Annotated in this window: 14 protein-coding genes; 2 read left to right on the forward strand and 12 right to left on the reverse strand. The window is 61.5% G+C overall.

Annotation, left to right across the window (positions count from 1 at the left end; genetic code table 11):
• The 8 genes from EOM25_03685 to flgB form a co-directional block, all read right to left on the reverse strand.
• Positions 1-116: hypothetical protein (locus EOM25_03685; GenBank protein NCC24292.1), on the reverse strand; the 116-nt coding region annotated here is incomplete at its 3' end.
• Between the two features lie 100 nt (positions 117-216).
• Positions 217-1,527, reverse strand: a complete 1,311-nt coding sequence (locus EOM25_03690; protein ID NCC24293.1) for a FliI/YscN family ATPase — start codon at positions 1,525-1,527, stop codon at positions 217-219.
• Positions 1,524-2,240, reverse strand: coding sequence for a hypothetical protein (locus EOM25_03695; protein ID NCC24294.1), 717 nt, complete (start codon positions 2,238-2,240; stop codon positions 1,524-1,526). The genes EOM25_03690 and EOM25_03695 overlap by 4 nt, the downstream gene beginning before the upstream one ends.
• A complete protein-coding gene (fliG, locus tag EOM25_03700) occupies positions 2,233-3,243 on the reverse strand; it encodes a flagellar motor switch protein FliG (GenBank protein ID NCC24295.1) in 1,011 nt (336 codons plus the stop codon). The genes EOM25_03695 and fliG overlap by 8 nt, the downstream gene beginning before the upstream one ends.
• On the reverse strand, positions 3,244-4,848 hold the full coding sequence (gene fliF / locus EOM25_03705) for a flagellar M-ring protein FliF (GenBank protein NCC24296.1): 1,605 nt from the start codon (positions 4,846-4,848) through the stop codon (positions 3,244-3,246).
• A gap of 53 nt (positions 4,849-4,901) precedes the next feature.
• The gene (gene fliE, locus EOM25_03710) at positions 4,902-5,216 is read right to left on the reverse strand and encodes a flagellar hook-basal body complex protein FliE (protein ID NCC24297.1); all 315 of its coding nucleotides are present in this window, start codon (positions 5,214-5,216) and stop codon (positions 4,902-4,904) included.
• Between the two features lie 36 nt (positions 5,217-5,252).
• Complete coding sequence (gene flgC / locus EOM25_03715) at positions 5,253-5,690, reverse strand: flagellar basal body rod protein FlgC (GenBank protein ID NCC24298.1); 438 nt, start codon at positions 5,688-5,690, stop codon at positions 5,253-5,255.
• On the reverse strand, positions 5,690-6,100 hold the full coding sequence (gene flgB / locus EOM25_03720) for a flagellar basal body rod protein FlgB (protein ID NCC24299.1): 411 nt from the start codon (positions 6,098-6,100) through the stop codon (positions 5,690-5,692). The genes flgC and flgB overlap by 1 nt, the downstream gene beginning before the upstream one ends.
• Positions 6,101-6,383: 283 nt before the next feature.
• On the opposite strand from flgB, the gene EOM25_03725 reads away from it, so the two are divergent.
• Positions 6,384-6,941 (forward strand): tetratricopeptide repeat protein, encoded by a 558-nt coding sequence (locus EOM25_03725; GenBank protein NCC24300.1) that lies wholly within the window; start codon positions 6,384-6,386, stop codon positions 6,939-6,941.
• A 219-nt stretch (positions 6,942-7,160) separates the two neighbouring features.
• A complete protein-coding gene (locus EOM25_03730; protein ID NCC24301.1) occupies positions 7,161-7,535 on the forward strand; it encodes a DUF3568 family protein in 375 nt (124 codons plus the stop codon).
• Between the two features lie 83 nt (positions 7,536-7,618).
• Here EOM25_03730 and EOM25_03735 read toward each other — a convergent pair whose 3' ends face one another.
• The 4 genes from EOM25_03735 to EOM25_03750 all read right to left on the reverse strand — a co-directional run bounded on the left by EOM25_03735 (position 7,619) and on the right by EOM25_03750 (position 13,947).
• Positions 7,619-8,185, reverse strand: a complete 567-nt coding sequence (locus EOM25_03735; GenBank protein ID NCC24302.1) for a DUF2087 domain-containing protein — start codon at positions 8,183-8,185, stop codon at positions 7,619-7,621.
• A gap of 301 nt (positions 8,186-8,486) precedes the next feature.
• Entirely contained in the window at positions 8,487-10,154 is a 1,668-nt protein-coding gene (locus EOM25_03740) for a hypothetical protein (GenBank protein NCC24303.1), read from the reverse strand.
• Entirely contained in the window at positions 10,151-10,945 is a 795-nt protein-coding gene (locus EOM25_03745) for a MogA/MoaB family molybdenum cofactor biosynthesis protein (GenBank protein NCC24304.1), read from the reverse strand. Before EOM25_03745 ends, EOM25_03740 begins: the two co-directional genes overlap by 4 nt.
• A 2-nt stretch (positions 10,946-10,947) precedes the next feature.
• Positions 10,948-13,947, reverse strand: coding sequence for a phosphoribosylformylglycinamidine synthase (locus EOM25_03750; protein NCC24305.1), 3,000 nt, complete (start codon positions 13,945-13,947; stop codon positions 10,948-10,950).
• Positions 13,948-13,969: the final 22 nt, after the last annotated feature.

Below are 13,969 nucleotides of genomic sequence, written 5' to 3' on the forward strand. Positions count from 1 at the left end.
TCCCGGGTCACGCCCGGAAGATCGTGGGTCAGGGACTTGTTCTGCCTGAGCAGGCGGTTGAATAGGGTGGACTTGCCGACGTTGGGGCGTCCGATCAGGGCGACCAGAGGAAGCATGGTGAAGGTCTCTCGGGATGGTGGTTGGCGGGCGGCGGGGGCCGGTCGCTGTCGAGCGGACCATAGGGGTTTTCGGCCCGGGGCGCAAATGTGGTGAGGGTCAGTTCATCAGGGCGGCGAGAGCCTCAAGGCTCTGCTCGATGGTCTGGCGGGCGGTGACGGGCTGGCGAAGGTAGTCGTTGATGGGTCCGATCATGTCCAGGGCCTTGTCGATGTCCGGGTTGCTTCCCCGGACATAGGCCCCGATGTTGACCATGTCCTCGACCCGGCGATAGGTGGCCAGCCATTGGATGAGCTTCTGGCCGGCTTGGAGGCTCTTGGCCGGGGTCACGTCGGGCCGAAGACGGCTGACGCTTTTCAGGATGTCGATGGACGGGTAGTGGCTCTGGTCGGCTAGTTCACGGGTCAGGACGATATGGCCGTCGAGGATGGAGCGGACTGAGTCAGCCACGGGCTCGTTGAAGTCGTCGCCTTCGACTAACACGGTGTAGATGCCGGTGATGCTCCCACAGCTTGTGCGCCCGGCGCGCTCCAGGAGTCTGGGCAGGTGGGAGAAGACCGTGGGGGTGTAGCCCCGTGTGGTGGGCGGTTCGCCGGCGGCCAGGCCGACTTCCCGGGCGGCCATGGCGAAGCGGGTCACCGAGTCCATCATCAAAAGAACGTCCTTGCCCTGGTCTCTGAAGAATTCGGCCATGGCCGTTGCCGCGTAGGCGGCCCGCATCCGGACAAGGGGCCCTTGGTCCGAGGTGGCCACGACCAGGACCGAGCGGGCCAGACCCTCGGGGCCGAGGTCTTTTTCGATGAACTCGACCACCTCCCGGCCGCGCTCGCCGATGAGGCCGATGACATTGACGTCGGCGGCCGTGTACCTAGCCATCATGCCCATGAGGGTGCTCTTGCCTACGCCGGACCCAGCCATGATTCCCACCCGCTGGCCCTTGCCCAGGGTCAAAAGCCCGTTGATGGCCCGGATTCCGACATCAAGGGGGGCGTCGATGCGCGGGCGGTCCAGGGGATTGGGGGCAGGGGTATAAAGCGGGTTGTAGCGTCTGGGGGAGATGGTCACTCCGGCCTTGAAGGGCCGGCCAAAGGCGTCCACGGCGTGGCCGAGATAGCGCTGTCCGACCGGGAAGACCGGCGGGGTGCTCGTGTTGCGGATCAGGCTACCGGGCTGGATGCCCCGCATGTCTTGATGGGGCATGAACAGGACCGAGCCGTCCCTGAACCCGACGACCTCGGCACTGATGGGTGGAGCCTCTCCGTTGCCCAAGATATGGCAGACCGACCCCAAGGGGGCTTTGATGCCCTTGCCCTCGGCCACCAGTCCCACGACCTTGGAGATCTTGCCGAAGGTCTGGGCCGGGTTTAAGCCCTGAATGAGGTTCAGGGTTCCCTGGCAGTCGGGACTCACGAGTCACCTTTCAGATCGATCTGCTCGACGATGTCCCGGATGGCCCGCATCCTGGTTTCGACGCTGTTGTCGACCATGCCTTCGCAGCTCTCGACCACCAGTCCTCCGGTCTTCACCTGAGGGCTGGCCTGGACCCGCCAGGAGCCAAGATCGGGGTCGTTTTTTTGGGCCGCGGCCAGAAGATCCCTGATCAGGGCCTCGTCTTGAGGGGCGACCTGAACGGTCAGGGTCCGCTTGCAGTCCAAAAGGGTCAGGGATTCTTGGAGCAGAGCTGTCAGGACCTCCTCCCGGGATTGCTCCAGCTCGAAGGCCAGGGCCTTTTCCAGGGCGGCCCGCATGAGCAGGACGAGGTCCTGCCGGTATCGCTCCCAGAGATTCTCCAGACTCTGATCGACGCCCTTGAGGGTCTTGGCCAGGATATCCCTCTGCTCGGTCTTAAGCCTGTCGTGTTCCTGCCGGGCCTCCTTACGGCCCTGGCGCAATCCTTCCTCGGCAGCTCGGCGGCGGATGGCCACGGCCTCCTCGTTGGCCTGGGTCATGATGGCGGTAGCCTGCTCCCGGGCCCGTTCCCGGACCCGTTCCAGGAGCAGGGCCTCGGTCTCCTCGTTCCAGACCGGCCGGTCGGAATAGGTTTCGAAATCGGCGAAGCCGCGCTCCTGAAGACCGACGATGATCCTGCCCGCCGGTCGGTCGGTGGTCGTATCCCTAGACAAGGACGTCCCCTCCGCCCTTGCCGGCGATAACGATCCTCCCTTCGGCCTCCAGCCGGCGGATGACCTTGACGATGTTCTGCTGGGCGGACTCGACCTCGGAGAGCTTGACCGGTCCCATGATTTCCAGATCCTCCTTGATCATGGTCGCGGCGCGCTCGGACAGGTTGCTGAAGAACTTGTCCTTGAGTTCGTCGTCCACGGCCTTGAGGGACAGGGTCAGTTCGTCGTTACTGATCTCCTTGAGGACTTCCCGGATGGCTCGATCGTCCAGGGCCTTGATGTCGTCGAAGACGAACATGAGCTGGCGGATTTCGTCGGCCATCTGGGTGGATTCCTCCTCGATGTCGGCCAGGATCTCCTCCTCGGTGGCGTGGTCGATGGCGTTGAGGATCTCGGCCACGGCATGCACGCCTCCGACCTTTTTGCCCTCCTTACCGCCCATGGCGATGAGCTGATTCTGAAGGACCCTGTCGACTTCCATGAGCATCTCGCCGGGAACGGCTTCCAGCTTGGCCAAACGCATGAGGATGTCCGGCCTGACTCCGGACGAGAGGTTTTGAAGGAGTTCGCTGGCGCTTTCCGGCGGAAGGTGCCCGCAGATGAGGGCTAGGGTCTGGGGGTGCTCGTTGCGGAGAATCTGGGCCAGGATTTTGGGGCTGACGTTGGCCAGTTCCTTGAACGGTGTCGGGCCGACGTCGAGTTCCAGGGCGTCCATGACATACTTTGCCGTGTCCGAATCAAGATTTTGGGTCAGCAGGCGGCGGACTTGGTCCGGCCCGGCCACGAGCATGTCCCGGTTGGTGGCCATGGTCGCGTTGAACTCCTTGAGCACGGCCTCGGCATCCTCGCGGCTGATGGTGTCCATTTCGGCGATGGCCTTGGAGACCCTGGTGATCTCGTCGCGGTCCAACTGCTTGAATACGTTGGAGGCGAAGGCCTCGCCCATGGCCAACAGGAGGATGGCCGTCTTCTGCGGGCCCTTGAGATTCGATTTCGGCGGCATCTAGGCCTCTCCTTCCCGAAGCCAGTTCTTGATGATCAAAACAGCCTGCTCCATATTCTGGTCCATGTTCTGGGTGGCCAGGGATCGAGCGTCTTCGATCCTCTTGCGTTCCTCGATTTCGGCTAGATCGGCCCCTTCCAAACCCTCGGCCAGGGCCATGCGCTCTTCGGCTCCCGGCAGGCCCTCGCGCTCCTCGATTCTCTGCTCTTCGATCTTGGGCCGGATGATGGCCATGACCACTGGACGGACCACGAGAAGGAGGAAGAGAAGTACCAGCACCGAATTCAGGAGTGGCTTGCCCAGGAGCTGGAAGTAGTGGGCCGCAGTATCCATGATCCCCGGCTCGGGCATGTCCTGCGGAGAGCCGAAGGAAATGCAGGAGACCTCGATGCTGTCCCCCCGGGTCTGATCGAAGCCCACGGCCCGTTCGACCAATTGCTGAATGCGGACCAGATCCTCCTGGGGCAGGGGCGTAAACACGTCCTGACCAGTGTTGTCCTTGGCGTGCTTGCCGTCAACCAAAACAGCAACGCTCAGCTTGTTGATCTCCCCGACGGGAGCGACGATCTGCTGCTCTTCGCGATTGATCTCAAAATTGGTTGTGGACGAGGATCTGGATAGGCTTTGGGTCGTGGCGGTGGCCAGGGGATTCTCCTCCCCCTGGTATTGGGGGGTGGGCTCGTTGTTGACGTTGGCCGAGCCCAGACTGTCCTCGCTGCTCTTCTGTTCGCTGCGGACAACGGTCTTGTCCGGGTCGTACAACTCTTTGACAATGGTCCTTTTACTGAAGTCCAGAGCTGCGCTGACCTTGGCCACAACCTTGCCGGGCCCGACCAGAGGCGCGAGCATCTGCTCGATCCGCTGCTGGAGGTTGCGCTCAATGCCCATCTGGTACTCGAACTGGGTGCTGGTCAGGCCCTGGAACCCATCCTTGTCCCTTGGTTCATAGAGGACCTCGCCCTTGGTGTCGGCAATGGTGATGTGCGAAGGATTTAGGCCTTCGACACCGGTCATCAGGAGGTTGACGATGCTCTGGACCTGCTCCGGGCTCAACTTGCGGCGGCCGCTCAGACCCAGGATCACCGAGGCTGAAGGCGGGCTCTGTTCCTCGATGAACAGGGACTTGTTGGGAAGGACGAGATGGACCCGGGCCGAGGTAATGTCCGGGAATTCTATGATGGTCCTGCCGAGCTCTCCCTGAAGCGCCCGCTGGTAGTTGATTCGCTGGACGAAATCGGTCTGGCCGATGGCGTTGTTGTCAAAAATTTCGAAACCGATTCCCTGGCCGTGCATGGACCCTTGTCCTGCGATTTTCAGCCTCTGCTCGTATACCTTGTCCGTTGGGACGAGAATGGTCTTGCCGCCGTCCTCAATTTTATAGGGAACGTTGTCCTTTTTCAGGCTTTCGATGACCGCACCGGCGTCCTCGGAATAGAGGTTGGAGTAGAGGACCTTGTACTCGGTGCTGTTGAGCCAGAACAGGAGGAGGAAGAAGACGGTCAGGACGCAGAGGACCAACCCCCCGATGAGGATTTTCTGGGTCGAGGTGGATCTGGTCCACAGGCCTCCGGCCTTGGCGAGAGATTCCTGAAACTTGTTGGCCATGACGGGCTCCGGTTGTCAGTTTTCGGATGGAGGTGACAGTCGATTCAAAATCACTAGAACTGCATGTGCATGATTTCCTTGTAGCTTTCCATGACCTTGCTTCGAATGGTGGAAGTCATCTTCATGGCCATGCTGGCCTTCTGCATGGTGATCATGAGTTCATGGACGTTCTGATGCTCTCCAGCGGCGAATTCCGTAATCATGGCGTTCTTCTCGGACTGCATATCGTTGACCTTTTTCAGGGATTCCCGGAGGGTGTCGGAGAAGCTGCTGGGAGTTTCCCGTCCGGGAGTTACGGTGGGGGCCTGCGTTCGCCCGGTGACCAGGGGGTTGGTATAGGCCTTGAGAACTGAGTTGGTGACCGTCATATCGGACTCTCCTTGAGAAATGTCGTTCGGTCAGGGTTAGCGGCCGAGTTCCAGGGCTTTCTCGAACATGCCCTTGGCCGTGGAGATGCTTGTCACGCTCGCCTCGTAGGAGCGCATGGCCGTCATCATATTGGCCATTTCCTGGACGACGTTGACGTTGGGATAGTTGACGTAGCCCTCTTCGTCGGCATTGGGATGGCCCGGTTCATAGACCTTTCGAAAAGGCCGGGGATCGTCGACGACTCCCGAAACCTTGACGCCCTTGAGTTCTCGGTCCAGGGCTCCCTGCATGGCCCTGCTGAAGGGAGATTCGGTGGGGACGGCCTCGAAGTTGACCATCTTCCGCCGATAGGTCCCGCCCTCGGCCGTTTCAGTGGTATTGACGTTGGCTAGGTTCATGGAGATGACGTTGAGTAGGGTGCGCTCGGCCTTGAGGCCGGAGGCCCCTATGTCGATGGCGGTCATGAAATCCATTACTTGCCTCCTTCGGTGATGATGGTCTTCAGACCTTCAAAGTTGCTGTGAAGAATTGTGGACAGGGCCTTGTAGGCCAGCGTGTTTTTGGCCATGACGGCCATTTCCTCGTCCAGGTCCACGGTATCGGCTCCCTGGATCTTCCGGGCTCGGAGCTGGTCCAGACTTTGGGCGTTGGTCGATTTGGGATCGAAGGGCGCCGGGATGTGCTCCTGGTCGGTCCTGGCCATGGACATCCGTCCTCCGGTGTTCAGGGCGGTCTGGATTTCCTTTTCGAATTCGAGGCGTTGAGGCTTGTAGTCTTTTGTATTGATATTCGCCAGGTTGGCTGCGACGACATTTTGACGCTGCAGCCGGAAGTCCATGACCTTGGACACGACGGCAATATGGTCTGAAAATATTGATTTCATAGTTTTTTCTTCCGTTTTGTTTCTGTCCGACCCTGATTTGGGAGCCTTTTCTCGAGATGACAAAAGCAATGGCCGTTCCAAGATGACCAGATGGATCAGCCTTGCCCGCGAGACCGGGATTTTTTTTCCTCCGGTCTTGGGGGCTTCATGGCGTGCACCATGGAGGAAATCAGGCTCAGAGCCTGTTCCCGAGAGTGTACTCGAAATTGGCACCCGATTTGCTAGAATGGGAAAACGACAGCAATGCCCGACAAACGGGCCAAAAGCCAGGGAGGAAGAAATCATGAGCAGTCATCTGGATTACGAAATCAACAAGGAATTGGGCGAGTGCTACCTGTTCATGGGAGAACTCGACAAGGCCGAGGAATACTACACCAAGGCCGCAGGGAGCAATGGAATCCATCCCGATCCGTATCTGGGCCTGGCCACGGTGGCCGTGCATCGGGGAGACCTGGACAGGGCCATGGATCTCTACAAGAAGGCGGCCTCCATCCAGCCTTCGGACAAGTCCCTATCCGGAATGGGCCTGATAGAGATGGAGTACGGGATGCACACCGAGGCCTTCGAGCATTTCACTCAGGCCCTGGACTCCAACCCCGAGAACATCGTGGCCCTGTTCGGGATCATTCAATTGGGCCATGTCCTGGATCGTCTTGTCGAGGTCGTGCCCCATCTGCGCAACCATCTGGCTCTGGAGCCGGACAAGACCGAAATTCGGTACTCCCTGGCCGGGTGTCTGGTGGCCCTAGGCGACAAGGAAGCGGCCAGAAACGAACTCGAGACTATTCTTTCCAGCCATCCCGAGGATAAAAAGGCCCTTGAACTCATGGCCCAGATCTGACGGACACCTGGTCTACATCCCCTCCATCCCCTTCACCCTTCCCGGGGCCGGTTTCAAAGAGCCGGCCCCGGCTCTCATTTTTTAGCCCAGCATGGGAAGACGATAAACCGTCCGCTTGCCATGAGGCACGTTCACTCCTAGTATTCGCACGGGTCGTTTCCGGTTCGGCCGGAATAGAACCTCAATCGGGACTCGAAGACAATACAAGGAGGAAGAGCAATGAGAGTTCGTTCGTTGGCGTTAGTCGTGGCGGTGCTGGTTTGGGCTGGGTCGCTGACCGGGTGCGGTGCCTTGCTTCTCGGCGGGGCCGCGGCAGGGGGCACCTATTCGTACGTGTCCGGGAGGATGAAGGTCGATCACAGCGCAGGCCTCGACGTCACCTACGCGGCGGCCAAGGGGGCCTGTGACAAACTGAATCTGAATATCACCTCATCGAGCAAGGATCTCACCTCGGCTTCCATCGTGGCCAAGGACGGGGACCGGGAGGTCTGGATCAATCTGAAGTACAAGTCCGACACCGTGACCCATGTTGAAATCAAGGTCGGTTTGATGGGGGACGAGAACGCCTCCCACCGGATCTATCAGGCCTTCTAGCCAGCATTGGCAAACGCGAAACGCAAACGGCGGGTCCTTTGGGGCCCGCCGTTTGCGTTTGAGGAAGCTGGCGTTCGGTCGGCCTATTGCCTGTTGGACTCTTGCGAGTTTTCCGGCACACGCCGCAGTTTTTCGAACAAGGCCAGAGCCTCGGCTGGGGGGGTGCGTTCGATGCGCCGATATTGCCGACCGTCGGGTGTTCGCTCGACCATGCCCCTGTCCACCAGTTCGCGGCGCAAGAGGGCGTGATCGCCGAAAAGATGGTGCGAGTCGAGAAAGACGCTGATTTCACGTTCGTGGAGGCTGGTACGGGCCGGAATACGCGACCACATGACCCAGAGGCAGAGCAAACATTGACTGAATTTTCCCGGCCAGCGAACTAGGCGTCCTTGATGGTCGAAAAAGCGAGCGACCCGTTGGATTTTCTTGTCGTTTACATCGATCTGGGCGGTGGGTGGGGTTTCTTGAACCTGCAGTCTTTCCTGCTGTGATTTGAAGTGCTGGAAATTGCGAAACCCGCCGGCCTTGCAGAGCAGGTTCAACATCTCGACGTGACCGGGCGTATTTTCCCGGCCGTTCAATTGACGTCGCAACGAGTGGGCGAACATGGAAATATCGCCCACGGTCAATGGTAGGGGTGTCCTGGACATGACTTATCCTCGCTGTGCGCCTGTCCGGAAAACCGGACTGCCGGTGGTCGCCGTCTTCCGACTCGGCACGGGGATAAGGTGTCGGGTGGAAAGGGGAAAGGCAGGTTTAGCACCCCGCTTGACACGGGGCGGCGACGCCTGGGTGAGCTGCCGACCGATGTGGAGATTATGCGGATTGAGGCCGACAGGCAAGTGGCGGTTCGGAGAGGCCGTAGGGAAAGGTTGTCGGGCGGTTTGGCCTTGGTTTTTGAGACGGCAAAAAACAGAGGACTCGATAGCCCCGCCGTTTGTATTTGAAAAGTCAGGAATTCGGGCGTCCGAAGGCATGGATGCGGACCCTGGCCCCGACAATGCTCCCTCTCTCGAGCACGTTGCCGATGTCTATGACCGAGTCGTTCTGGCCGGCCAAGCGTTGGGCGATGGCCAGCCCAAGTCCTGTTCCTGTGGCCTTGGTGGTGAAGAACGGGGTGAAGGGGCGTTCTCCAAGGGAGGATTCAAAACCAGGGCCGGTGTCCTCGATACTCAGAATCGAGGCCTCACCGTCCTGCCTGTGGGTGACGCGGATTTTTTGTTTCGGCCGGTCGGCCACGGCCTGAGATGCGTTCAGGAAGAGGTTGATGAGGACCTGCTGGAGCTGGTTGGGATCCCAGAGCCAGGTGACTCGGTCCATGGCCGGTTCAATGTCCAGGGCCAGACCTCCCGGTGTTTCCCGGATCAGGGAAAGGTTCAGGGCGTCGCGAACGGCCTCCCCGATCTGAACCGGGACCCGCTCACCCTGGACGGGCCGGGCAAAGACGAGAAAATCCTTGAGCAGGTCGTTCAGACGGTCGACGTCCCGGGTGACGAGCCTGCTCAGGCGTCGGACATACTCTGCCTCGAGCCCTTCATCGGCCAGAAGCTGAAGGCTGGCCCGGATGCTGGCAAGGGGATTTTTGATTTCGTGGGCCAGGCCGGCCGACAATTCTCCGACAGCGGCCATTTTCTCCATCTGGGCGACCTTGCGCTCCAGACGCTTTAAGGAGGTGATGTCCATGAAGATGATCAGGTCCATATCGTCGGGAGCCTTGGTCATGCGGACCCCGTAGACGGTCTCCCCGTCTTCGGCCACGATTTCGCGGCGGTTGGATTCCAGCGAGGAACGTCCGGCCCAAAGGGAGTCGAAGAAGGGGTAGATGTCCGTGATCGGATGGTGGACGGCCTCGTCGGCTCGGGCCAGGCCGGCCCATTCCAGGGCCTTGGCGTTGATGGCCGAGATCCGGTGCTGGGCGTCGAGCAGGATCAGTCCCGACTCCATCCAATCCAAAATATGGCTCTTGAGCCGTTCGGATCGGTCCAAGGCCTTTTCCTTTTCCAGAAGGCGGGCCAGAAGGTATCGCTCTTGACCACGGCCGAGTTTGACCAGCAGCGTGACCAGGGCCAGGGCCGCGCTTTGAAGGGAAACCATGTAGACAATGCTGGCGGTCGTGAGGTCTTCGTTGGTCCAGAGTTTTGGAAACCGGGCCTGGGCCAGGCCGGTGCCGACCAGGAAGGCCAGAATGACCCAGGTCGTGAGGGTGGCGGTCCGAAAGCCCAGGAGCCGACCGTAGAGGAAGACGATGACCAGAAAAAAAAAGGCGAACCCGCTCTGGATTCCCCCGGTCATCCATACCAGGAAAGATGTCAGGAGAACGTCGGTCCAGAGCTGGATTGTGAGGAATTTCAGGACGCTGGAGAACCGGTCCCAAGTCAGGAGGTAGATCAGGCTCAACCCGTATCCGGCCAGGAAGAAGCCGATGAGCAGGGGCTGGCGGTGGGGCTTGAAGAAGAAATAGGGGGTTTCCAGGCCTATCCATTGCAGACCCACGGGGATCATGAGCAGGATGAGGATGACCAGGCGGACGACACTGAGCTTGCCGACGAGATCCTGGAGCACGGCCAGTGGATAGGGATCCCGCTCCGGATGAGCCGTCGTCACGGCCGGATTGGTCACTGGGCGCAGTCCGAGGGGTCGCCCTGAAGCTTGGCCAAGGCGTGGGCCAGGGCCGGGGCCACGGCGGCGAGGTTCTCCCGGACGGCTTTTGGGCTACCAGGCAGGGTGACGACGATGGAACGTCCGATGGTTCCGCAGACGGCCCTGGAGATGGCCGCGTGCGGGGTCTTGGCCAGGGAGGCGTTCATCATGGCCTGTTCGAATCCGGGAAGGCGTCTGTCCAGAAGTGTCTGAACGGCCTCGGGAGTAGTGTCCCGGGGAGCGAGACCGGTCCCGCCTGTGGTGATCACCAGATCCACGCCCTGGTGCAGGGCCAGATCGACGACCAGTGCCTTGAGGCGGTCCGGTTCGTCCGGAAGGAGAAATCCGCGAGTTCCGGAGAGGGACATGGCCGCGCCGAGGATCTCCTCCACGGCCGGCCCGGCGGAGTCGGTCCGCAATCCGGCGGCGCCCTTGTCGCTCAGAGTGATCCAGGCCAGGGAAGGACCTCGGGAGACGGGCCCAGCCAGGGCGAGTTCCCCTGAGGGAACATCTTCGAGAGCCTGCCAGAGCCAGACGTCGGCCGGGCCGGGCAGGGTCAATCGGGATTCGGCCCGGAAGAGGGCCCGGCCGGTATTCGGGTCCGTCAAGGCCTGGGCGTACCGGACCCGGGCCGGATCGAGGCTCAGGGCCAGAAACGGCCAGGAGGACGGGATGGGCAGCCGGGAGGTCAGGATCAGCCCTCCCACCGGGACCTGGTCGTCGAGCTCGGCAATCATTGCCGGTGTTTTTAAAGCGGTGTCCGGGCCCATGGTCAGAAGTCCAGTGTCCGTTTCCAGGCCCGGGCCAGGTCGTCCACGGGCGAGGAGAGGATTGGGCGATCCCGCCAGATGCAGGTCATGATCGGACGGGCTGTGGTCAGACCGATCCTGGCCGCCGGAAGTCCTGTGAACAGGGCCTCGAACTGGGTTCTGTCTTGGGGGCGGACCGAGACCAGGAGACGGCCCTGGCTCTCGCTGTACAGGATGGTCTCAGGAGTATCGGCCTGGCCGGGAAAGGGCACCAGGCCCAGATCGACCTCAAGGCCCAGCCGGCCGGCAATGGCCATTTCGGCCAGAGCCACGGCCAGACCCCCGTCGGACAGGTCGTGGCAGGCGGCGACCAAGCCTTGACGCATGGCTTCGTGCAGAGCCCTGTAAAGGGCCCGAGAGGTCAGGGCGTCGACCTGGGGAACCTGTCCCCCACCAAGGCCCAGTTCCGCCAGATACTCGCCGGCTCCGAGTTCGTCGCGGGTCATTCCCAAGAGGTAGAGGTCTTCGTCCGGGGCCTTGAGGTCTGAGGTCACGGCCATATTCACGTCGGGGACGATGCCGATGACCGTGAAGAGGACCGTGGGGGGGATGGAGATCTTCACCCCACCTCCGGCGTAGTCGTTCTTCATGGAGTCCTTGCCTGAGACGCAGGGCAGGCCGTAGGCCAGACAGAAATGGGCCAGGGCCTTGTTGGCCCGAACGAGCTGGGCCAGTTTGAACCTTCCGTCCGGGGTTTTTTCGGACTGGACCGGGTCGCACCAGCAGAAATTGTCCACCCCGGCCAGGGTCCGGGGATCGGCTCCCACGGCCACGCAATTGCGGACGGCCTCATCGATGCAAGCGGCCATCATCCAATAGGTGTCGTGGTCGCCGTAGCGGGGGCAGATGCCGTTGGACACGGCCAGGCCCCGTTCGGAATCGAGGATCGGGCGGACGACCGCAGCGTCGCTCGGTCCATCCCGGCGGACGCCGACCAAGGGCTTGATCACGGATCCACCCTGGACTTCGTGGTCGTACTGGCGGATAAGGTATTCCCGGGAACAGATGTTCAGGCGGGAGAGCATGCGCTGAAGCAGGGCCTCCCGGTCCCGTTCTCCGGCCATGGCCCGGACCGGTCCGGCCTCGATGACCGGGGGGTTCCACCGGGCCTGGAGGCGCATTTGGGGGACACCGTCATGGAGGAAATCCATGTCCATGCAGGCCACGATCCGCCGACCATGGCGGACAAGAAAACGGCCGTCATCGGTGAACCGGCCGAGATCCGTGGCCTCGACGTTCATTTCCCGGGCCAGGGCCATGAACTCCTCGAGCCGATCGGGAGACACGGCCAGAGTCATGCGCTCCTGGGCCTCGGAGACCAGGATCTCCCAAGGGGCCAGGCCGTCATACTTGAGGGGGGCCAGGGCCAGATCGAGGTCGCATCCCCCGGTGTCTCCGGCCATCTCGCCCACCGAGGAACTTAGGCCGCCAGCGCCGTTGTCGGTGATGGCGTTGTAGAGGCCCAGGTCCCGGGCCCGCATCAGACAGTCGTACATGCGCCGTTGGGTGATGGGGTCGCCGATCTGCACGGCCGTGGCCGGGGAGCCTTCGTGAAGTTCCTCGGAGGAGAAGGTGGCCCCGTGGATGCCGTCCTTGCCGATGCGGCCGCCGACCATGACGATGCGGTCGCCTGGCATGGCCTTCTTGATGTGCCCGGGCCGTCCAACCACCTCGGCCGGAATGGTTCCTATCGTTCCGCAGAAGACCAAAGGCTTGCCCAGGTACCGATGGTCGAAGACCAGCGCCCCGTTGACCGTGGGGATGCCGCTTTTGTTGCCGCCGTGCTCGACTCCTTCCCTTACTCCTTCCAGGACCCGTCTGGGGTGGAGAAGTCTGGGGGGAAGCTCGCCCTGATGGAAGGGCGAGGCGAAGCAGAAGACGTCGGTGTTGCAGAGGAGGTTTGCCCCCATTCCGGTGCCCATGGGGTCGCGGTTGACGCCGACGATGCCGGTAAGTGCCCCGCCGTAGGGATCCAGGGCCGACGGGCTGTTGTGGGTCTCGACCTTGACGCAGACGCTGATTCGGTCGTCGAAGCGGACGACTCCGGCGTTGTCCTTGAAGACCGAGAGACAGTAGTCTTTCTTGCCCATCCGTTCACGCAGGGCGCGGGTGCTGCCCTGGATGTAGGTCTTGTAGAGGCTGTTGATGGTCTCCCGCCGACCAACGGACTGGTCCTCGTAGTCGATGGCGGCGTTGAAAATTTTGTGCTTACAGTGCTCGGACCAGGTCTGGGCCAGACATTCGAGTTCCACGTCTGTGGGGTCCGTGGGCAGGCCCTGGGCCTTTCGCCTGGCTTGGATCTCCGGCCGGTCGAAGTGGGCAATGATGGCCCGGAGTTCCTCGACGCTCAAAGCCAGAACCCTGTCCCGGCTCAGGACGGCCAGGTCCGTGTCGCTCAAATCTCGCAGCGCCACGGTTTCGACCCGGACGGACGCCTGCCCGGTGACCCGGGCTGCGACGGCCGGAAATCCGGGCGCGTCGGTCCATTGGCCAGCTGTCTTGATGAAGGTTCGCTGGATGAGATCGTTGGCCAGGAGGTCGGAGACGATATGGTTCGGATCTTCGGGGTTCAGTCCGCCCCGGAGCAGGTATTGGGTGGATGTGTACACGGCCAGGTTCGCCTGCCGTTCGGGCGAAAGGCCTAGGACCTGGACCAGGGTCTCCCTGGCGGTCCGTCCCTCGTTGTCGGTGACTCCGGGCCGGTAGCCGACCTCGATGACGTAGTCGAAGTCTGAGGCCAGAGAGGTGAGTGAGGCCCGGTGGAGGACTGGGTCGTGCAGGGCGGCCCTGTCCAGAACGGTCTGGAGCTCCGGCTCATCCAGGCCGGCAATGGTGAAAACCTTGATCATGCGAACCGAGTCAACGGGTAGCCGAAGCTCGGAGCGGATTTTGCGGGCCACTCGCTCGCCCTGAACGTCGGCCACATCGGTTCTTGGTGCGACCTCGAGGCGATGGAGATTCATGGGTGGACTCCTTTGCGATTGA

It is taken from the genome of Deltaproteobacteria bacterium (genome assembly GCA_009929795.1).
GTDB lineage: Bacteria > Desulfobacterota > Desulfovibrionia > Desulfovibrionales > Desulfomicrobiaceae > RZZR01.